The sequence below is a fragment of the Variovorax paradoxus genome (assembly GCF_030815975.1).
Lineage (GTDB): Bacteria > Pseudomonadota > Gammaproteobacteria > Burkholderiales > Burkholderiaceae_C > Variovorax > Variovorax paradoxus_N.
Genome location: NZ_JAUSXL010000002.1, coordinates 1,010,924 through 1,029,855 on the forward strand (window position 1 = coordinate 1,010,924; position 18,932 = coordinate 1,029,855).

General features: G+C 67.6%; 18 protein-coding genes. 7 read left to right on the forward strand and 11 right to left on the reverse strand.

The window, feature by feature from the left end; genetic code table 11:
- Nucleotides 1-10: 10 nt before the first annotated feature.
- From prmA to QFZ47_RS08540, 5 genes are all read right to left on the reverse strand, one after another.
- Entirely contained in the window at nt 11-895 is an 885-nt protein-coding gene (prmA, locus tag QFZ47_RS08520; RefSeq protein WP_307655230.1) for a 50S ribosomal protein L11 methyltransferase, read from the reverse strand.
- Between the two features lie 15 nt (nt 896-910).
- A complete protein-coding gene (gene accC / locus QFZ47_RS08525) occupies nt 911-2,260 on the reverse strand; it encodes an acetyl-CoA carboxylase biotin carboxylase subunit (RefSeq protein ID WP_307655231.1) in 1,350 nt (449 codons plus the stop codon).
- 120 nt (nt 2,261-2,380) lie between these two features.
- Complete coding sequence (accB, locus tag QFZ47_RS08530; RefSeq protein WP_307655232.1) at nt 2,381-2,839, reverse strand: acetyl-CoA carboxylase biotin carboxyl carrier protein; 459 nt, start codon at nt 2,837-2,839, stop codon at nt 2,381-2,383.
- Nucleotides 2,840-2,939: 100 nt separating this feature from the next.
- Nucleotides 2,940-3,485: a TlpA family protein disulfide reductase gene (locus tag QFZ47_RS08535; protein WP_307655233.1), complete on the reverse strand. Its 546-nt coding sequence runs from the start codon at nt 3,483-3,485 to the stop codon at nt 2,940-2,942.
- Entirely contained in the window at nt 3,486-4,085 is a 600-nt protein-coding gene (locus tag QFZ47_RS08540; protein WP_307655234.1) for a hypothetical protein, read from the reverse strand.
- Nucleotides 4,086-4,189: 104 nt separating this feature from the next.
- Here QFZ47_RS08540 and mpl point away from each other — a divergent pair, with 104 nt between their 5' ends.
- Both mpl and QFZ47_RS08550 read left to right on the forward strand, forming a co-directional pair.
- Nucleotides 4,190-5,602 (forward strand): UDP-N-acetylmuramate:L-alanyl-gamma-D-glutamyl-meso-diaminopimelate ligase, encoded by a 1,413-nt coding sequence (mpl, locus tag QFZ47_RS08545; protein ID WP_307655235.1) that lies wholly within the window; start codon nt 4,190-4,192, stop codon nt 5,600-5,602.
- Entirely contained in the window at nt 5,599-6,108 is a 510-nt protein-coding gene (locus QFZ47_RS08550) for a cupin domain-containing protein (protein WP_307655236.1), read from the forward strand. Before mpl ends, QFZ47_RS08550 begins: the two co-directional genes overlap by 4 nt.
- A 6-nt stretch (nt 6,109-6,114) precedes the next feature.
- Here QFZ47_RS08550 and QFZ47_RS08555 read toward each other — a convergent pair whose 3' ends face one another.
- The 6 genes from QFZ47_RS08555 to QFZ47_RS08580 form a co-directional block, all read right to left on the reverse strand.
- A complete protein-coding gene (locus QFZ47_RS08555) occupies nt 6,115-7,233 on the reverse strand; it encodes a 3-deoxy-7-phosphoheptulonate synthase (protein ID WP_307655237.1) in 1,119 nt (372 codons plus the stop codon).
- A gap of 225 nt (nt 7,234-7,458) precedes the next feature.
- Nucleotides 7,459-7,998 carry a hypothetical protein gene (locus tag QFZ47_RS08560; protein ID WP_307655238.1) on the reverse strand — a complete coding sequence of 180 codons (540 nt, stop codon included), beginning with the start codon at nt 7,996-7,998 and terminating at the stop codon, nt 7,459-7,461.
- Nucleotides 7,999-8,045: 47 nt separating this feature from the next.
- Nucleotides 8,046-9,506 (reverse strand): metalloprotease TldD, encoded by a 1,461-nt coding sequence (tldD, locus tag QFZ47_RS08565; RefSeq protein WP_307655239.1) that lies wholly within the window; start codon nt 9,504-9,506, stop codon nt 8,046-8,048.
- Nucleotides 9,507-9,618: 112 nt separating this feature from the next.
- Nucleotides 9,619-10,773, reverse strand: a complete 1,155-nt coding sequence (gene rodA, locus QFZ47_RS08570; RefSeq protein WP_307655240.1) for a rod shape-determining protein RodA — start codon at nt 10,771-10,773, stop codon at nt 9,619-9,621.
- Nucleotides 10,774-10,805: 32 nt separating this feature from the next.
- On the reverse strand, nt 10,806-12,662 hold the full coding sequence (locus tag QFZ47_RS08575) for a sensor histidine kinase (RefSeq protein WP_307655241.1): 1,857 nt from the start codon (nt 12,660-12,662) through the stop codon (nt 10,806-10,808).
- A gap of 5 nt (nt 12,663-12,667) precedes the next feature.
- Nucleotides 12,668-13,405 (reverse strand): response regulator transcription factor, encoded by a 738-nt coding sequence (locus QFZ47_RS08580; protein WP_307655242.1) that lies wholly within the window; start codon nt 13,403-13,405, stop codon nt 12,668-12,670.
- Between the two features lie 298 nt (nt 13,406-13,703).
- Between QFZ47_RS08580 and QFZ47_RS08585 the strand changes: the two genes are divergently transcribed.
- The 5 genes from QFZ47_RS08585 (at nt 13,704) to mtgA (ending at nt 18,918) form a co-directional block, all read left to right on the forward strand.
- The gene (locus QFZ47_RS08585; RefSeq protein WP_307655243.1) at nt 13,704-14,297 is read left to right on the forward strand and encodes a YqiA/YcfP family alpha/beta fold hydrolase; all 594 of its coding nucleotides are present in this window, start codon (nt 13,704-13,706) and stop codon (nt 14,295-14,297) included.
- Nucleotides 14,298-14,361: 64 nt separating this feature from the next.
- A complete protein-coding gene (locus QFZ47_RS08590) occupies nt 14,362-16,422 on the forward strand; it encodes a ribonuclease catalytic domain-containing protein (RefSeq protein WP_307655244.1) in 2,061 nt (686 codons plus the stop codon).
- 25 nt (nt 16,423-16,447) lie between these two features.
- A complete protein-coding gene (locus tag QFZ47_RS08595; protein ID WP_307655245.1) occupies nt 16,448-17,299 on the forward strand; it encodes an energy transducer TonB in 852 nt (283 codons plus the stop codon).
- Nucleotides 17,300-17,320: 21 nt separating this feature from the next.
- Nucleotides 17,321-18,178, forward strand: coding sequence for a shikimate dehydrogenase (gene aroE, locus QFZ47_RS08600; protein WP_307655246.1), 858 nt, complete (start codon nt 17,321-17,323; stop codon nt 18,176-18,178).
- Complete coding sequence (gene mtgA / locus QFZ47_RS08605; RefSeq protein ID WP_307655247.1) at nt 18,175-18,918, forward strand: monofunctional biosynthetic peptidoglycan transglycosylase; 744 nt, start codon at nt 18,175-18,177, stop codon at nt 18,916-18,918. The genes aroE and mtgA overlap by 4 nt, the downstream gene beginning before the upstream one ends.
- Nucleotides 18,919-18,932: the final 14 nt, after the last annotated feature.

Sequence of the window (18,932 nt, forward strand, 5' to 3'; positions counted from 1 at the left end):
GCGCGCGCCCTCAGCAGCGCGCCGTCATGAGGATCCAGCCGTCCTCGCTGTCGCTGACTTCGAGCGCGGCATAGGGCGCATAGGCCTGCTTCAGCTCGTCGGCCTGGCGCTCGAGGATGCCGGCCAGCACCAGCGAGCCGCCGGGCGCCACGTGGCTGCGCAACAGCGGCGCAAGCACCTTGAGCGGCGAGGCCAGGATGTTGGCCAGCACGGTGCCGTAGCGGCCCTTGGCCGCTTCCGGCAGGCCGGCGTTCAGGCGCACGCCGTTGGCCTCGGCATTGAGGCGGGTCGACGAAACAGCCGCCTCGTCGATGTCGACGGCATCGATGTCGAGCGCGCCGAACTTCGCCGCGCCAATGGCCAGGATGCCGGAGCCGCAGCCATAGTCGAGCACGCGCTGGTCGGCGAACGAACCCTGCCTTGCGATCCAGCGCAGGCACATGCGCGTGGTGGGATGGGTGCCGGTGCCGAAGGCAAGCCCGGGGTCGAGCCGGATCACCTGCTTCGCCTGCGCGGGCGGCTCGTGCCAGGTGGGCACGATCCAGAATTCGGGCGTGATCTCGACCGGCGCGAACTGCGATTGGGTGAGCCGCACCCAGTCCTGCTCGGGCACCGGTGCCACGCCGAGCACCGCGCAGCCTTCGAAGAAGTCCTGCAGCGCAAGCACCGATGCGGCCTCGTTCGCAAGGGCCTCGTCGGCGAACAGCGCAATCACGCGCGACCGCTGCCAGCCCTCCTTGGGCGGCGGCATGCCGGGTTCGCCGAACAGCGCCTGCTCGGCATCGGTCTGTGCATCGGCGTCTTCCACCGACACGCTCAGCGCATCGAGCGCGTCGAGCGCATCGCCGAGCATTTCGACCCGGTCTTCCGGCGCCATGAGGCGAAGTTCAAACATGGCGGGTGCGCGGGCTCAGCGCTTGTGGGCTGCGAGCCATTCTTCGAGGTAGTGGATGTTGGTGCCGCCGCTCATGAACTTGGCGTCGACCATCAGCTCGCGGTGCAGCGGGATGTTGGTCTGGATGCCTTCGATCACGGTTTCGTTCAGCGCCGTGCGCATGCGCGCCATGGCCTGCTCGCGCGTGTCGCCGTAGACGATGATCTTGCCGATCATCGAGTCGTAGTTCGGCGGCACGAAGTAGTTGGTGTATGCATGCGAATCGACGCGCACGCCCGGGCCGCCCGGCGGATGCCACATGGTGATGCGGCCCGGCGACGGCGTGAACTTCCAGGCGTCTTCGGCGTTGATGCGGCATTCGATGGCGTGGCCGCGCATCTCGATCTGGCGCTGCGTGAACGGCAACTTCTCGCCGGCCGCCACCATGATCTGCGTCTTCACGATGTCGATGCCGGTGGTGAACTCGGTCACCGGGTGCTCCACCTGCACACGGGTGTTCATCTCGATGAAATAGAACTCGCCGTTTTCGTAGAGGAACTCGAAGGTGCCGGCGCCGCGGTAGCCAATTTTCTTGCAGGCCGCGGCGCAACGCTCGCCGATCTTCTCGATCAGCTTGCGCGGAACTCCGGGGGCCGGCGATTCCTCGATGACCTTCTGGTGGCGGCGCTGCATGGAGCAGTCGCGTTCGCCCAGGTAGACCGCATTCTTGTGCTTGTCCGCGAGGATCTGGATCTCGATGTGACGTGGGTTCTGGAGGAACTTCTCCATGTACACGGCCGGATTGCTGAATGCAGCGCCGGCTTCCGCCTTGGTCATCTGGATCGCATTGATCAGCGCGGCCTCGGTGTGCACCACGCGCATGCCGCGGCCGCCGCCGCCGCCTGCCGCCTTGATGATGACCGGATAGCCGATGGCGCGGGCAATGCGCTTGTTGGTGGCGGCGTCATCCGAGAGCTCGCCCTCGGAGCCTGGCACGCACGGCACGCCGGCCTTGATCATGGCCTGCTTGGCCGAGACCTTGTCGCCCATGACACGGATGTTTTCGGGCGTCGGGCCGATGAACTGGAAACCGCTCTGCTCCACGCGCTCGGCGAAATTGGCGTTCTCGCTCAGGAAGCCGTAGCCGGGGTGAATGGCCTCGGCGTCGGTGACCTCGGCCGCCGAGATGATGGCCGGCATGTTGAGATAGCTCAGCGACGACGGCGCCGGGCCGATGCACACGGCTTCTTGCGCGAGCTTGACGTACTTCGCGTCGCGGTCGGCTTCGGAATAGACCATCACGGCCTTGATGCCGAGTTCGCTGCAGGCGCGCTGGATCCGCAGGGCGATTTCGCCGCGATTGGCAACCAGGATCTTCTTAAACATGTGCGCCCCCGCGGCTGCATCGCCCGCACGCTGCGCGCGCCAGGGCAATCTGACGGCCTTCGCCCGTCCGCGCCGAGGCGCGAGCCCCCCGGTTCGCAACCAGAATCTTCTTGAACATGGTCACTCGATGATGAACAGCGGCTGACCGTATTCGACCGCCTGGCCGTTTTCGCCGAGGATCTGGGTGATCGTGCCGGACTTGTCGGCTTCGATTTCGTTGAGGATCTTCATCGCTTCGATGATGCAGACCGTGTCGCCCTCATTGACCTTGCTGCCGATTTCGACAAAAGCCGCGGCGCCGGGGCTGGAAGAGCGGTAGAAAGTACCTACCATCGGCGACTTGATGGCGTGGCCGGCCGGTGCGGCTTCGGGTGCTGGCGCACTGGCGAGCGCGGGTGCCGCCGGCGCGCCGCCAGCGGGAGCAGCAGCAGGTGCCGCCACGGTCTGTACATATTGCACCGGGGCAGCGCCGCCGCCCTTGACGATGCGAACCTTGCCTTCGGTTTCGGTGATTTCCAGTTCGGAAATATTGGATTCCGACACCAAATCGATCAGTGTCTTGAGTTTGCGCAGATCCATGGAGCTCCAGTGCCGACTTTGCCGGTCAATAGGATGTAACTTGGCTAAAAATCGGTGATTTATAGCGATTGGCGGCTAAATGCCGATTGTGTATCTGATTCTAACCGTGAACCAGTTCACGCCGCCAAGCGTCCAGGTCGGCCGCTTCAAGCTTGCCCATTTTACGAGCCGCCACCGCACCTGCGCCATTGAGGACCAGCGTGAAAGGCAATCCGCCACCGGTGTTGCCCAGGCTCTTGACCAGTTCCGTTCCCTGCAGGCCGGCCAAGCCCGTGGGATAACTGACCGGCGTCTTTTGCAGGAATTTACGGACCGCACTGGGCTGATCGATCGCCAAGCCAACCACTTGCCAGCCGTTCGCGCCATGTTCGCGAAAGAAGCGATCGATCATCGGCATTTCTTCCACGCAGGGCGGACACCACGTGGCCCAGAAGTTGAGCAGCAGCGGTTTGCCACGCAAATCGGAAAGAAGCAGTTCGCCGCCCTCCGGCCGCTCGAAACGCTGGCTCCAGAAGCTCGCCTCCAGCACTTCGCCCTGGGGGCCGCTGCCGCGCTCACGCCACCATGCGCCGCCCAGGCCGGCCGCAGCGGCCGCGACTGCCACGCCGCCATAGAGGAGGCCTCGCCGTGTGGGCGAAGAAGTCATTCACTTGTCCTTTTCACTTTCGATCAGCCGGCGCAGCGCCGCGAGGTCGCCGCGCGGCGCCCGCCCCTGAGCGTCGGACCGGAGTGCCCCGCGCAGGTCGTCAAGGTCGTACACCAGCAGGTGCACCCCGATTTCCTCGCCCAATGCACGGCTTGCGGCATGAACGCTCAGGGCTTCCACCTGCTCGCCATGAAAGCCCGTGACCATCCGCGGCTCGTAGTCCACGTGGTGATCGATCAGGGCAATCTCGGCCGACTTGGAATCATCGCAGAACAACTGAATATAAATGTCTGACAGCCGCGTGGCGGTGCCGTGCCAGACCGCGCCTCCCACGTGCGGACGGAACGCCGCCATGCGCTCCATCCATTCGAGCGCGAGCTGCCGCAGCGCACGCAACTCCTGCGGCTGGGTGTCGGCGCAATAGAGCGCGATGTAGTCGCGGACTTCGGCCTCCACCTCGTCGTTGTTCGGCAGCGCCGTGCGCGACGACAGGCCCAGGTCGCGCAGCGCCCGGCGCTTGGCCGGACCGTACTCCAGCCCCTCCTCGACGACGAGGCGGGCTGCGGCGGCGGCAATCTCGCGCTTGGTGGACGTGTCCATCGATACATTTTGCCCGCAGTACGGCGCCCCTCGCACAAACATCGGTACAAAGGACGAGGACCGGGGGGCGCGGGCACCGCTCGCCGCGTCCCTAGAATCGGCCGATGCACATTCATATTCTTGGCATCTGCGGCACGTTCATGGGCGGATTGGCCGCCCTGGCGCGCGAGGCAGGCCACCGGGTCACGGGCTGCGATGCCGGCGTGTACCCGCCCATGAGCGACCAGCTTCGATCGCTGGGCATCGAGCTGATCGAGGGCTTCGGCGCGGACCAGCTCGCGCTTTCGCCCGACGTTTTCGTGGTCGGCAACGTGGTTTCGAGGGCCCGGCTGCCCGACGGCACGCCCAAGTTTCCGCTGATGGAGGCCATCCTGGACGCCGGCAAGCCCTACACCAGCGGCCCGCAGTGGCTGGCCGAGCATGTGCTGCTCGGACGCCACGTGCTGGCGGTCGCCGGCACCCACGGCAAGACAACCACCACGTCGATGCTGGCATGGGTGCTCGAGCAAGGCGGCAAGGCACCGGGCTTCCTGGTGGGCGGCGTCCCGCTGGACTTCGGCGTCTCCGCACGGCTCGGCGAGAGTTCGGCCTTCGTCATCGAGGCCGACGAGTACGACACGGCCTTCTTCGACAAGCGCAGCAAGTTCGTGCACTACCGCCCGCGCACGGCGATCCTCAACAACCTGGAGTTCGACCACGCCGACATCTTCGATGACCTCGCCGCCATCGAACGGCAGTTCCATCACCTCGTGCGCACCGTCCCCGGCACGGGTCGGCTGGTGGTGAACGCCACGGAAGAAAGCCTGCAGCGCGTGCTGGCCCAGGGCTGCTGGAGCGAGGTCGCGCGCTTCGGCGCCGGCGGCCCGAACAGCGAATGGCAAGCTCGCGGCACGCACGATGCCTTCGATGTGCTGCGCCAGGGCGAAGCGCTCGGCCGGGTCGAGTGGGAACTCTCGGGCCTGCACAACCAGATGAACGCGCTGGCCGCCATCGCGGCGGCAGAGCATGTGGGCGTGGCCCCGGCCGATGCGGCCCGCGCGCTCGGCAGCTTCAGGAATGTGCGCCGCCGGATGGAATTGCGCGGCGCGGTCGAGCGCAGCGGCGGCGCGATCACCGTCTACGACGATTTCGCCCATCACCCCACGGCCATCCGCACCACGCTCGATGGCTTGCGCAGGAAGCTCGATGACGCGGGCAAGCAAAACGAGCGCATCCTCGCGGCCTTCGAGCCGCGCAGCAACACGATGAAGCTGGGCGTCATGGCGGCACAGCTGCCATGGAGCCTGGAAGCGGCCGACCTGTCGTTCTGCCACACAGCCGGGCTCGACTGGGACGCCGCCGCGGCCCTGGCCCCGATGGGCGGCCGCGCGCAGGTGGCCGGGGCCGTCGAACCGCTGGTGGCGCAGATCGTCGCGGCGGCCCGGCCCGGCGACCACATCGTCTGCATGAGCAACGGCGGCTTCGGCGGCGTGCACGACAAGCTGCTTGCGGCACTCCGCGCCACCGCTGCACCATGACCGCCATGCGGGCCCGCGAACTGATCGAGAGCCTGAAGCTCCAGCCTCACCCCGAGGGTGGCTGGTACAGCGAGGTCTTCCGCTCGGCGGCGAGCGTCGTTCCTACCGACGGCCGCGCGCCGCGCAGCGCGCTCACCAGCATCTACTTCCTGCTCGAGGCGAGCCAGCATTCGCGCTGGCACCGTGTGCTCTCGGATGAAGTGTGGGTGCATCTCGAAGGCGTGCCGCTGGCGCTCTGGACCTGCGATGCCGCACTGCGCACGGCGCCGGCGCATGTGCGGCTGGGCCCGGTCGACGCGCATGGCACGCGCCCCCAGCACGTGGTGCCGGCCGGCCAGTGGCAGGCCGCCAGGCCCATCCAGGGCCACACGAGCGGCGACTACACGCTGGTCGCCTGCATGGTCGGTCCGGGCTTCGACTTCGCCGACTTCTCCCTGGTGCCGCCGGACAGCGACGAGGCCGCAGCGATGCGGCACCACTGGCCCGAACTGGCCGGGATGCTCTAGGGGCCGTTAACCCCGGCGCTGCTTGATCGCCTGCGACAGCGTGTCGAGCACCTGCACCGAATCGTCCCAGCCCAGGCAGGCGTCGGTGATGCTCTTGCCGTATTCGAGCCCCGAGAGCTGGTCCTTGCCCGGCGTGAACTTCTGCGCGCCGGCCTGCAGATGGCTCTCGACCATCACGCCGAACACGCGGTTCGAGCCCGCGGCGATCTGGTTGGCGATGTCCTTCGCCACATCGATCTGCTTCTGGTGCTGCTTGGAGCTGTTGGCGTGGCTGCAGTCGACCATCAGCGTGGGCGGCAGCTTGGCCGCTTCGAGGTCCTTGCAGGCCGCCTCGACGCTGGCGGCGTCGTAGTTCGGCGCCTTGCCGCCGCGCAGGATGACGTGGCAGTCGCGGTTGCCGTTGGTCTGCACGATCGCGACCTGGCCGTTCTTGTGCACCGACAGAAAGTGGTGGCCGCGCGCCGCCGCCTGGATGGCATCGGTGGCGATGCGGATGTTGCCGTCGGTGCCGTTCTTGAAGCCGATGGGCGCCGAAAGGCCGGAGGCCAGTTCGCGGTGCACCTGGCTTTCGGTGGTGCGCGCGCCGATGGCGCCCCAGGCGATCAGGTCGCCGATGTACTGCGGCGAGATCACGTCGAGGAACTCGCTGCCCGCCGGCAGGCCGAGCCGGTTGATGTCGATCAGCAGCTGGCGCGCCATGCGCAGGCCCTCGTCGATGCGGAAGCTCTCGTCCAGGTACGGATCGTTGATCAGGCCCTTCCAGCCGACCGTGGTGCGCGGCTTCTCGAAGTACACGCGCATCACGATCTCGAGCGTGCCGGCGTATTTTTCGCGCTCCACTTTCAGGCGGCGGGCGTATTCGAGCGCCGCGGCCGGGTCGTGGATCGAGCAGGGGCCCATGACCACCAGCAGCCGATCGTCCTTGCCCGCCATGATGTTGTGGATGCTGCGCCGGGTGCCCTCAATCAGCGTTTCGACCGGCGTGCCGCGAATCGGGAAGAAGCGGATCAGATGTTCGGGAGGGGGCAGCACGTTGATGTCCTTGATGCGTTCGTCGTCGGTCTTGCTGGTTTTTTCGACGCTCGCATACCAGTTGTCGCTGGCGGGGGCAGTGTTCGTGCTCATGGTGCTTTCCTTGTTTGAATGAATATCGTCAGGGCATAAAAAAACCGCCGGGGCTTGAGGCGCCGGCGGTTTTGGGAGGGTGTTCGTTTGCTTTACGCGCTCGCCTCTCGTCCGCCGGAAACCGGGAACCAAAAGTAGGCAAAGAAATAAGCGCGGAGGGCGGACATGTGGGCGGAATGTAGCACGGAAAACAAAAAGCCAGGCATAGGCCCGGCTACGAACGGCTCATCGATAGCCGGATTCGCTGGGGTTGTGAATGATCCAGATCAGGTTGCCGCTGGAGTAGTCGCCCATGCCGCCGCCCGCGAAGACCAAGCGGCCCTGGCCCTTGTAGGTCATCTCGTAGCGGTGGCGGTCGCTGCCGAAATAGAACGGGATGAAGGCCTTGCCCGTCACGTAGGCGCCCTGGTCGGTCGGCGGGCCGGCCAGGTCGGTGACCTGCCTGGCGCTCATGCCGATCTGCAGCCGGGTGAACCTGCTGTTGCGCGCCGGGTTGCCGGTGATCTCGCCTTCGTAGCCATTGAGGCCCTTGACGGTGCGGCCGCTGCCGGCTTCGACCTTGGAGGAATCGACCACGTTGCCCTGGGCATCTATACCCGCCCTGGCGCCGCCGCGGGCCGGTGCCGCCGGCGCGGCAGCAGGCGCCGCCGCGGGCTGGCTGCCGCCCGAACCGCCGCGGGATGCGCAGCCCGCCGTCGCCAACAATGCCACCGCGGCAGTCACGGCCCACAGGGCCGCAGACGAATTGATCCTGATCCTCGTCATCGAATGCTCCTCTTTGTAAAAATCGAGGAGCGCAGCTTAGCAAGCCCTCAGGCCGTTCCGCCTACGGTCAAACCATCGATTCGCAAGGTGGGCTGGCCGACGCCGACCGGCACGCTCTGGCCTTCCTTGCCGCAGGTGCCCACGCCCGAGTCGAGCGCCATGTCGTTGCCGATCATGGTCACGCGGGTGAGTGCATCGGGGCCGTTGCCCACGATGGTCGCGCCCTTGACCGGGTACTGGATCTTGCCGTTCTCGACCCAGAAGGCCTCGCTGGCCGAGAACACGAACTTGCCGCTCGTGATGTCGACCTGCCCGCCGCCGAAGTTGGTGGCGTAGAGGCCCTTCTTGATGCTGGCCACGATTTCCTTCGGGTCCTTGTCGCCGCCGAGCATGTAGGTGTTGGTCATGCGCGGCATCGGCACGTGGGCATAGCTCTCGCGGCGGCCGTTGCCCGTGGGCTTGACCTTCATGAGGCGCGCGTTGAGCGAATCCTGGATGTAGCCCTTGAGGATGCCGTCCTCGATGAGCACGTTGCGCTGGCTGGCGTTGCCCTCGTCGTCGACGTTGAGCGAGCCGCGGCGGTCGGCAATGGTGCCGTCGTCGAGCACCGTCACGCCCTTGGCGGCCACGCGCTGGCCAATGCGGCCCGAGAAGGCGCTCGAGCCCTTGCGGTTGAAGTCGCCTTCCAGGCCGTGGCCGATGGCTTCGTGCAGCAGGATGCCGGGCCAGCCGGAGCCGAGCACCACGGTCATCTCGCCAGCCGGGGCCGGGCGGGCATCGAGGTTGGTCAGTGCGGCCTTCACGGCCTGGTCGACGTATTCGGCGATCTGCGCGTCGTTGAAATAGGCGAGGCCGAAGCGCCCGCCGCCGCCGCCCGAGCCGACCTCGCGCCGGCCGTTCTGCTCGGCGATCACGGTGACCGACAGGCGCACCAGCGGGCGCACATCGGCCGCCAGCGTGCCGTCGGCGCGCGCCACCAGCACCACATCGTACTCGCTCGCCAGGCCCGCCATGACCTGCGCCACGCGCGGATCGCGCGAACGCGCCAGCTTCTCGACCTTTTCGAGCAGCTTGACCTTGGCCGTGCTGTCGAGGGTGGAGATGGGGTCGACGCCGTTGTAGAGCGAACGGCTCGAGGCGATCTTGCGGGCTGGCGTCTTCACGCGGCCGGTGCGGCCGGCGGAAGAAATCGAACGCACCGTGCGGGCCGCGTCGAGCAGCGAGGCCTCGGAAATGTCGTCCGAATAGGCGAAGGCGGTTTTCTCGCCGCTGACCGCGCGCACGCCGACGCCCTGGTCGATGCTGAAGCTGCCGGTCTTGACGATGCCCTCTTCGAGGCTCCAGCCTTCGCTGCGCGTGTACTGGAAGTACAGGTCGGCGTCGTCCACCCGGTGGGAGGTGATCTCGGCCAGGGCCTTGCTCAAATGCGATTCGTCGAGGCCGAAGGGCGTGAGCAGGAGCTGTTGCGCCGTGGCGAGGCGCTCGATGGTGGGTTCGCGAGAGATCATGCCTGATTATTGCTCGCCCCCAGGCTTCGCGCACTTCGTGTCGCTTTCGCCCACCCCCTACCGGGGGCAACACCAGAGGCCCGGCAAAGCCGGTTCCTCGGTGTTTCTGGAATTAGCTCTGGGCCAGCTTCCGGGCCCGGGCGATCGACATCAGGATGCCCAGCCCCAGCCCCAGCGTGACCATGGCGGTGCCGCCATAGCTGATGAACGGCAGCGGCACGCCCACCACCGGCAGGATGCCGCTCACCATGCCCATGTTGACGAAGGCATAGGTGAAGAAAATCATCGTGACCGCGCCCGCGAGCAGGCGCGAGAACAGGGTCTGCGCCGTGGCGGCGATGGCCAGCCCGCGGAAGATCAGCAGGATGAAGGCCGCGATCAGCGTGAGGTTGCCCACCAGACCGAATTCCTCGGAATAGGCGGCAAAGATGAAGTCGGTGGTGCGCTCGGGAATGAATTCGAGGTGCGTCTGCGTGCCCTGCATGAAGCCCTTGCCGCCGACCCCGCCCGAGCCGATGGCGATCATGCCCTGGATGATGTGGAAGCCCTTGCCCAGCGGGTCCTTGCTGGGGTCGAGCAGCGTGCACACGCGCTGCTTCTGGTAGTCATGCAGCACGCGCCAGTCGACGCCGTCGGCGCACAGCTGCGACTCGAAGCCCACGATCAGCGTGACCGCCACGGCACCGAGCACCACCGGCGGCACGATCAGCTTCCACGGCAGCCCGGCAAAGAAGATCACCGCCATGCCGGCCGCCAGCACCAGCAGCGAGGTGCCCAGGTCGGGCTGCTTCATGATGAGCCCGACCGGCACCGCCAGCAGCACCGTGGCCACCACGAAGTCGAGCGGCCGCAGTTGGCCTTCGCGGCGCTGGAACCACCAGGCCAGCATCAGCGGCATCGCGATCTTGAGGATTTCGCTCGGCTGGATCACCACGCCCACGTTGATCCAGCGCTGCGCGCCCTTCTTGGTGATGCCGAACAGCGCCACCGCCACCAGCAGCGCCACGCCCATCGTATAGAGCGGCACGGCGGCCAGCATCAGCCGCTGCGGCGGCACCTGGGCCACCACGAACATGATGAAGCCCGCCAGCAGCATGTTGCGGCCGTGGTCGGCGAAGCGCGAGCCATGGTCGTAGCCCGACGAATACATGGTCAGCAGCCCGGCAAAGGCCAGCAGCAGCACGGCGAAGGCCAGAAAGCCGTCGAAGCCCTGGAAGATGGGCGCGACCCGGCGCGCCAGGGAGGGCTGGTTGAACACTGCGGACATGGGGGCGGATTATCCGCGCCCCGCGGCGCACCTCAGCCGAAGCCGAGCTGAACGACCGTGCGCCCCGGTCGGCTTTCGAGCGCCAGCCGGGCGCCGATGGCGGCGGCGCGCTCCGCAAGCGCCCGGGGCATCTGCAGCGCGTCGAAGCCCCGGCCGTCGTCGATCACGCGCAGCTGCACGGTGCCGGCCACCGCTTCGGCTTCGATCCGGAGGGTCTTCGCCTGGGCATGCTGCAGCACGTTGGAAATCGCCTCGAACAGCAGGAACTGCAATTGCCGCATGGCCTGCGCGTCGAGCCGCTTCACCTCGGGCACTTCCTCTACCGCCCATTCGAACTGAATGCCCGCGGCCGCCAGGCGCGGCTCCAGCCGGTAGCGCAGCGCCGCCAGTAGCGCACCGACGTCGCCCGGCGGCAGATGAATGGAGTCGATGGCCAGCTTGAGCTGGTCGAGCGAGTCGCGCAGCGTCCGCAGCAATTCCTCCGGACTGGCCTGGCCCGATTGCAGCTGCCGGATGGCCGAGCTGATGTGCGAGCCCACGCCGTCGTGCATGTCGCGCAGGATGCGTTCGCGCTCGTGGGTGCGCGCCTGGTCGCGCGCCACCTGTTCCAGCGCGGCGAAGGTGGATGCGAGTTCGCGCTCGCGCTGCGCGACGCGTTCGGCCAGGGCGGCGACTGAGCCGCGCGCCTGGACGCTCGCGGCGTGGAAGCGCCGCAAGACGATCAGCAGCAGCGCGATGCCGAAGAACACGGAGGAATAGCGCACCCAGGTGGTCTCGCCGTAGGCGTCGCTCAGGCGGATCACGAGCCAGTCGCGGGTGCCGAAGCCCAGCGTCACCAGCGCGGCCGCGGCCACGAGCAGGCGTCCCGCGTTCGGCCGCCGGATGGTGGCCACGGCAAAGGCGCCGACGAACAGCGCAACGAACCCGATCTCCAGCGCGAGCCAGCCGGTCAGCCAGTAGGGCTCTTCGCGGTGCAGCGCGATGGCACTCGCCGCGAAGGTTCCAGCCACCATGCCTGCCGTCGGCCAGCGCAGCCAGCGCATGCGCGGGTTGCCGTCCCAGCCCGCGAGGTGATAGCAGAACATCATGGCCGACGCGGCCCAGCTCGCATAGCAGGTGGCCATGAGCACGCCCCAGGCACCCCAGGGAAGCGGCGGTTCGGCAATCACGCCGTCGGCCACCCGGATCGCCCAGCAGAACTCGGCCAGCGCGGCCCAGAAATAGAGGCTGTCGCGCCGGCGCCATCCGGTGGCGGCGGCGTCCACCTGCGTGAGCCACAGCGCCAGTGCGATGCTGCCGACGATCAGGCTGAAGGCGGTCAGGAGCACCGAGCCGGTGAAGCGCCAGGCATAGGCGCTCTCGAAGAGATCGGTGCGCACCGGCGTCGCGGCTCCGATGGTCACGCGCGAAAGCCCGGCCCTGCGGGCGCTGTCGGCGCGTATGCGAACCTGCAGGCGGTTCTCGCCGGCCTTCAGCAAGTGCCCCGGCACCGGCACGTAGAGCGGCGCCTTGGCGTAGTCCGCCCCGTTGCCGCTGGCCGGGTCGCCGTAGACCTGCAGCAGCGCGTCGTTGAGCCAGACCTCCAGCACATTGCCGGCGCGCGGAATGAAGATGCCCCAGGGCACCTCGGGCTCGGCGTCGAGGGCGAACGGCAGCTCGAAGGTCGCGTAGCCGGGGCGTCCGCCGTGCTGGCGGTCCCAGTGGTAGGAGAGTTCGACGGCCGCCTTGTGCGTGGCGCCGTCGATGGTGGTCCACACGGTGCCGCGGCGCAGTTCGATCGCGCCCTCGGCCGGCGCGGCCCCGGCCGGTTGCGCCGCCAGCATCAGTGCTGCCACGAGCCACAGCGCAGCAAGAGCCTTGCCCGCCCGCCCGAACATGCGTCCGGCCACGCGGCTCACCCCGGGTGGGACAACAGGCCGAGGCGTGTGGCCTCGAACACGGCCTCGCTCTTGGAGTGCACGGCCAGCTTGCCGTAGAGATTCTTGATGTGCGTCTGCACGGTGTGCACGCTCAGGCCCTTGAGGCGTGCAATCTCGGCGTAGGAAAAACCGCGCGCTATCAAGGTCAGCACCTCGTGCTCGCGAGCGGACAGCAGGCTGGGCGCGGTGTTGCCGAGGGCGGCCTCCGGCGGGGCGGCGGCGAGCGTTCCCGCCAGCTGCAGGCTGCGGTACTTGGCCAGCACCCGCCGCGCGATCATGGGCGAGATCGGCGAGGCACCGGCCTTCATCTCCACGATGGTCTGGGCAATGTCTTCCGGCGCGGCGTCCTTGTGGATGTAGCCGACGGCGCCCGCCTCGATGCTGGCAAGCACGTTTTCCTCATCGCCGAAGACCGAGATCACCAGCGGCTCGCAGCCGGGAAAGCGCGCCACCGCCTCGCGGATCACGTCGAGCCCGCTGCCGTCGGGCATGCCGAGATCGACGAGCAGCACGTCGGGAATGATGGTGGTCTGGGCCATCCACGCCAGCGCTTCGTGCACCGTGCCGGCGCTTCCGAGCCAGTAAAGGCTGGCGCTGCGCTGCACGCTCGCCTCGAAGAAGGCGCGCGCGCGGCTGTCGTCCTCGACCACGAGCACGCCCCAGCGGTGCATTTTCCCGGGATGCATGGCCTCGATATTCATGGGTTCGAGCATAAGCTTCGGCGCATGGCAAAAGGGCCGCCGGACCTCCCGTTTTCATGGGATGCGGACACCGGCGCAGGCCATTGAAACTCGCCCTGAGTTGCGAGTTCGGTCGCACGTGTCAGTTGAATACTTTTGACCTCCGGGCATCGCCCATAGACCCGTGGCAAACCAACATATCCGTGCAGGAAGCCCTCATATCGAAGCCTGGTGCGCCGGGGACCGCGTCGAGCGCACGGTCCTCATGCAAAATCAACCGGCTCCTTCGATGGAGCTGTGTCGACCGCACCACTTCCAGTCTCCGCCCCGCATGGACCCGCAAGCCACTCATCTGTTGTACCTGCACGGATTCCGCTCTTCGCCCCGCTCCACCAAGGCGCGGCTGATGGCAGCGCGCGTGGCCCGCGAGCACCCCGACCTGCAGTGGTGGTGTCCGCAATTGCCGCCCTCGCCGCGCGAAGCCATCGACATGGTGATGAAGGGCATCGCGGACTGGCCGCGCAAGTCGATGGCCGTGGTCGGCTCCTCGCTGGGCGGCTTCTATGCCACCTACGTGGCCGGCATGACGCGCTGCCGCACTGTGCTGCTCAATCCCGCGGTACACCCGGCGCGCGACCTCGCGCGCCACATCGGCGACCAGACCGCCTGGCACGACCTGGCCGAGCACTTCTATTTCAGGCCCGAGTACATCCAGGAACTGCGCACCATGGAGGTCGGCGCACTCACCCGTCCCGAGCGCGTGCTGGCCATCATTGCCAAGGGCGACGAAGCGCTCGACTGGCACGAAACCTCGGCGCGCTACCCCGACAGCAACATCAAGCTGATCGAGGGCGGCGACCATGCGCTGTCCGATTTCGAGGAAAACCACCTCGACGACGTGATCGCGTTCATCAATCCCGTCTGAAGCCCGGCAAACATCGCGCGGGGGCCAAGGCCGGGCGTGCCCCCAAGTCTGGGACAATCCGGGCATGTTTGTATTGTTTGAAGAAGCCGGCAAGTACCTCGGCGGCCGCGTGCTGTCGGAGGCCGAAGCATCGGCGCAGGTCGAGCTCGACACCGGCAAGCGCGTCAAGGTCAAGGGCGCCAACATCGTTCTGCGTTTCGAGAAGCCGGCCCCGGCCGAACTGATCGGCGAGGCGCGCGGGCTCGCGGCCACGATGGACCTCGACCTGGCCTGGGAATTCGCCTCGGAGGGCGAGTTCGGTTTTGCCGATCTCGCATCCGACTATTTCAGCGACAAGCCCACGCTCGTGCAGCAGGCCGCGGCGCTGTTCGCGCTGTTCGAGGCGCCGCACTACTTCCGCCGCGCGGGCAAGGGGCGCTTCAAGAAGGCGCCGGCCGAAATCCTGCAGCAGGCGCTGGCCGCCATCGAGAAGAAGAAAGTGGTCCAGGCGCAGATCGTCGAATGGGCCGGCCAGCTGGCCGAAGGCGTCTGCCCGCAGCCGATCCGCGAGCAGCTCTACAAGATCCTGTTCAAGCCCGACAAGAACGCGCCCGAATACAAGGCCGTGGTCGACGCCGCGCGCGCCACCCAGCGTCCGCCGCTCGAGCTGCTGGAGCGCGCCGGCGCCATCGACTCGCCCTACCAGTTCCACTGGCGGCGCTTTCTGTTCGAGAACTTTCCCAAGGGCACGGGTTTTCCGGCGCTCACCGCGCCGGCCATCGTGGACGACCTGCCGCTGGCCGCCGGCGTGCAGGCGTTCTCGATCGATGACTCGCAGACCACCGAAATCGACGACGCGCTGTCGGTGCAGGGCTTGGGGAGCGGCACCGTCACGGTCGGCATCCACATTGCCGCGCCCGGCCTTGCGCTGACGCCGGGCAGCGCCATTGACCAGGTGGCGCGCGCGCGCATGTCCACGGTCTACATGCCGGGCCACAAGATCACCATGCTGCCCGACGATGTCGTGAGCACCTACACGCTGCTCGAAGGCGGCGACCGGCCCGCGGTGTCGCTCTATGCGCGCTTCGACGAAGCCACGCTCGAACTGCAATCGACCGAAACCAAGCTCGAACGCGTGCCGATCGTGGCCAACCTGCGGCACGACCAGCTCGACAGTGTCGTCACGCAGCCTTGGCTCGAAGATGCCTCGTTCGCGGGCGAGAACACGCCCGAAGCCGCTGCGAAGCTGCGCGCGCCGCTCTCGTTCCTGTTCCGCCTCGCGAAGCAGCTGAAGGCCCAGCGCGAGGTGGTGCGCGGCAAGCCCGAGAACTTCAACCGGCCCGACTACAACTTCCGCCTCGTCGGCAGCGACGGCGAACCGAACGGCAGCGAACAGGTGCAGATCAGCACGCGCCAGCGCGGCGCGCCGCTCGACCTGATCGTGTCCGAAGCCATGATCCTGGCCAACAGCAGCTGGGGCGGCTGGCTCGGCGAACTCGGCGTGCCCGGGCTGTACCGCAGCCAGGCCAGCCTGGCGCCCGGCATCAAGGTGCGCATGGGCACGCGGGCCTTGCCGCATGCGGGCCTGGGCGTGAAGAGCTATGCCTGGAGCACCTCGCCGCTGCGCCGCTACACCGACCTGGTGAACCAGTGGCAGATCATTGCCGCCGCGCGCCACGGCAAGACCGCCGCGCTGGCCGCGCCGTTCAAGCCCAAGGATGCGGACCTGTTCTCCATTCTCTCGGGCTTCGACGCCGCCTACGCCACGTACAACGCCTACCAGGGCGGCATGGAACGCTTCTGGACGCTCAAGTACCTGGAGCAGCAAGGCATCACCGAACTCGAAGCCACTGTCATCAAGGACATCCCCAACGGCGCGCTGGTGCGCGCGGACACCCTGCCGCTGGTGTTCCCGGTGGCAGGCCAGCAGGAGCGCGGCGCACGCCTGCGCGTGAAGCTCGGCGAGATCGACGAAATCGCGCTCGACGTGCACGGCACGGTGCTCGAGCGCCTCGACGCGCCCAAGGCGGATGTGGCGGCCGAGGAGGAAGGCGGCGACGAGGAAGCGGAAGAAGTCGCCGGCCCCATCGCCATTGCGGTCGACCTCAGCGACAGCGAGGCGGCCCCGGAAAACACGCCGGCATGAGCACGATGAGCCGCGAGGAGCTTCCATGAACTTCAGGGATCTGAGCACGCTGCAGATCGCACTCGGCCTGTCGGTCATTGCGCACGCCGCGCTGCTTGCGGTGCGTTTCGTCGATCCCGAATCGTTCAACCGGGTCTTCAGCGAAACGCCGCTCGAGGTGATCCTGGTCAACAGCAAGACCCACGACAAGCCCGACGCCAGGACCCGCGTGATGGCGCAGACCTCGCTCGCGGGCGGCGGCGACCTCGAACGCGGCCGCGCCACCAGCCCCTTGCCGCCGTCGAGCTTCACCGCCGTCGGCGACTCGATCGAGGAGGCGCGGCGCCAGGTCGAGGCCATGCAGGCCCAGCAGATGCAGCTGCTCGCGCAGCTCAAGCGCGACCTGGCCGCCATGCCCGCGCCGGACCCGCGCGCCTCGGGCGATCCGAAGGAGGCCGTCGCCCGCGAGGAAAAGCGGCGCCAGATGGTGGAACTGCTGGCCGAGATCGAACGGCGCGTGAACGAAGAAAACGCGCGCCCCAAGAAGCGCTACCTGAGCCCTGCCACGCGCGAGGCGGCCTATGCCATCTACGTGGACACGCTGCGCCGCCGCATCGAGCTGCGGGGCACCGAGAACTTCCCCACGGCCGCCGGCAAGAAGCTCTACGGCGAACTCAAGATGACGATCACCATCAACCACGACGGCAAGATCCTCGACACCGTGGTCGACGAAAGCTCGGGCGACACCATGCTCGACCGCCGCGCCAAGGCCATCGTCCACAGCATCGGCAGCTTCGGAAAATTCACCGACGCAATGCGAAAAGAGACCGACCAGATCGTGCTGCAGTCGCGCTTCAAGTTCACGCGCGACGAGACCATCGAGCTCTCCTCCCAATAGCCAACAGCGAATCCACGCGCCATGGACCTGTACTGCGTAATGGGCAACCCGGTCGAGCACAGCCGCTCGCCGCGCATCCATGCGCGGTTTGCCGAACTCTGCGGCCAGCAGATGGACTACAGCCGGCGGCTCGTTCCGGTCGGCGCCTTTGCCGAAGGCGTGGCCGCCTTCCGCCGGGAAGCCGCCGAGCGCGGCGACACGGCACGCGGCTGCAACGTGACCGTGCCCTTCAAGTTCGACGCCGCCGCGCTCGCGCAGCACACCAGCGAGCGCGCGGTGCTGGCGCAGGCGGTGAACACGCTGCGCTTCGAAGCCGACGGCAGCATCCATGCCGACAACACCGACGGCATCGGGCTGGTCAACGACATCGTGCGCAATGCGGCCGTGCCGCTGGCGGGCCGCGAGCTGCTGCTGATCGGCGCCGGCGGTGCCGCGGCGGGCGTGCTCGGGCCGCTGCTCGACGCCGGCGCCTCGCGCATCGTGGTGGCCAACCGCACGGCCGGCAAGGCCATGGCGCTGGTGCAGCGTCATGCGGCACTGGCATTGCGCCATGGCGCAACCCTCGAAGCCTGGGCGCTCGACGAGGTGCCCGGCAATTTCGACGTGGTGGTCAATGCCACGGCTTCCAGCCTCGCGGGCGACGCGGTGCCGGTGCGCGCACAGGTGCTGCGCCCTGGCGCACTCGCGATCGACCTGATGTACGGACCCGCGGCCGCCGGCTTCATGGCCTGGGCCGAAGCACATGGCGCCGTGCCGCGCGACGGGCTCGGCATGCTGGTCGAGCAGGCGGCCGAGGCCTTCGAGATCTGGCGCGGCGTGCGGCCGCCCGCCGCGCAGGTGCTGGCCGAATTGCGCGCCTCGCTCGCCACCGGCCAATGAAGCGGCTGCTGCGGCTGATAGCCTGCCTGCTGGTGGCGGGCGTGGCAATGGAGCTTTTCTTCGTGGGGCGCATTGCGGCCATGGCGGTGATCGATCCGCAAAGCACCGCGTTCCAGCGCAGCGAGGCCTGGCAGATCGCCATCCACCAGGGCCGCAAGGGTGCCTGGCGCCAGGAATGGGTGCCCTACGCGCAGATCAGCGACAACCTCAAGCGCGCCGTCATCGCGAGCGAAGACGCCGACTTCATCGACCACAACGGCGTGGAATGGGAAGCCATCGAGCGTGCGCGCCAGCGCAACGCCAAGGCCGAGGAGCTCGCGGCCAAGCGGGCGGCGCGTGCGATCGCACGCGGCAAGCCGGTGCGGCCGGTGCAGCTGCGCGGCGGCTCCACCATCACGCAGCAGCTTGCCAAGAACCTGCTGCTCTCGGGCGAGCGCACGCTGCTGCGCAAGGGCCAGGAACTGGCGCTCGCGATGGCGCTCGAGGTGCTGCTCGACAAGCGGCGCATCCTCGAGATCTACCTCAACAATGTCGAATGGGGCGAAGGCGTGTTCGGCGCCGAGGCGGCGGCCCAGTACTACTTCAGGAAGCCCGCCTCGCGCCTGAGCGCAGCCGAGGCCGCGCGCCTTGCCGTGATGCTGCCGAGCCCCAAGTTCTTCGAGCGCCGCATCGGTTCGTCCTACCTCAGCGGGCGGGCATCGACCATCGTGGCGAGGATGCCCGCGGCCGAACTGCCCTGAAAGCACGCCGGCCG

What these genes read in the sequence shown, in the direction of transcription:
- prmA (WP_307655230.1), bottom strand. Translation starts at nt 895, where the DNA reads ATGTTTGAACTTCGCCTCATGGCGCCGGAAGACCGGGTCGAAATGCTC.
- accC (WP_307655231.1), bottom strand. Translation starts at nt 2,260, where the DNA reads ATGTTTAAGAAGATCCTGGTTGCCAATCGCGGCGAAATCGCCCTGCGG.
- accB (WP_307655232.1), bottom strand. Translation starts at nt 2,839, where the DNA reads ATGGATCTGCGCAAACTCAAGACACTGATCGATTTGGTGTCGGAATCC.
- QFZ47_RS08535 (WP_307655233.1), bottom strand. Translation starts at nt 3,485, where the DNA reads ATGACTTCTTCGCCCACACGGCGAGGCCTCCTCTATGGCGGCGTGGCA.
- QFZ47_RS08540 (WP_307655234.1), bottom strand. Translation starts at nt 4,085, where the DNA reads ATGGACACGTCCACCAAGCGCGAGATTGCCGCCGCCGCAGCCCGCCTC.
- mpl (WP_307655235.1), top strand. Translation starts at nt 4,190, where the DNA reads ATGCACATTCATATTCTTGGCATCTGCGGCACGTTCATGGGCGGATTG.
- QFZ47_RS08550 (WP_307655236.1), top strand. Translation starts at nt 5,599, where the DNA reads ATGACCGCCATGCGGGCCCGCGAACTGATCGAGAGCCTGAAGCTCCAG.
- QFZ47_RS08555 (WP_307655237.1), bottom strand. Translation starts at nt 7,233, where the DNA reads ATGAGCACGAACACTGCCCCCGCCAGCGACAACTGGTATGCGAGCGTC.
- QFZ47_RS08560 (WP_307655238.1), bottom strand. Translation starts at nt 7,998, where the DNA reads ATGACGAGGATCAGGATCAATTCGTCTGCGGCCCTGTGGGCCGTGACT.
- tldD (WP_307655239.1), bottom strand. Translation starts at nt 9,506, where the DNA reads ATGATCTCTCGCGAACCCACCATCGAGCGCCTCGCCACGGCGCAACAG.
- rodA (WP_307655240.1), bottom strand. Translation starts at nt 10,773, where the DNA reads ATGTCCGCAGTGTTCAACCAGCCCTCCCTGGCGCGCCGGGTCGCGCCC.
- QFZ47_RS08580 (WP_307655242.1), bottom strand. Translation starts at nt 13,405, where the DNA reads ATGCTCGAACCCATGAATATCGAGGCCATGCATCCCGGGAAAATGCAC.
- QFZ47_RS08585 (WP_307655243.1), top strand. Translation starts at nt 13,704, where the DNA reads ATGGACCCGCAAGCCACTCATCTGTTGTACCTGCACGGATTCCGCTCT.
- QFZ47_RS08590 (WP_307655244.1), top strand. Translation starts at nt 14,362, where the DNA reads ATGTTTGTATTGTTTGAAGAAGCCGGCAAGTACCTCGGCGGCCGCGTG.
- QFZ47_RS08595 (WP_307655245.1), top strand. Translation starts at nt 16,448, where the DNA reads ATGAACTTCAGGGATCTGAGCACGCTGCAGATCGCACTCGGCCTGTCG.
- aroE (WP_307655246.1), top strand. Translation starts at nt 17,321, where the DNA reads ATGGACCTGTACTGCGTAATGGGCAACCCGGTCGAGCACAGCCGCTCG.
- mtgA (WP_307655247.1), top strand. Translation starts at nt 18,175, where the DNA reads ATGAAGCGGCTGCTGCGGCTGATAGCCTGCCTGCTGGTGGCGGGCGTG.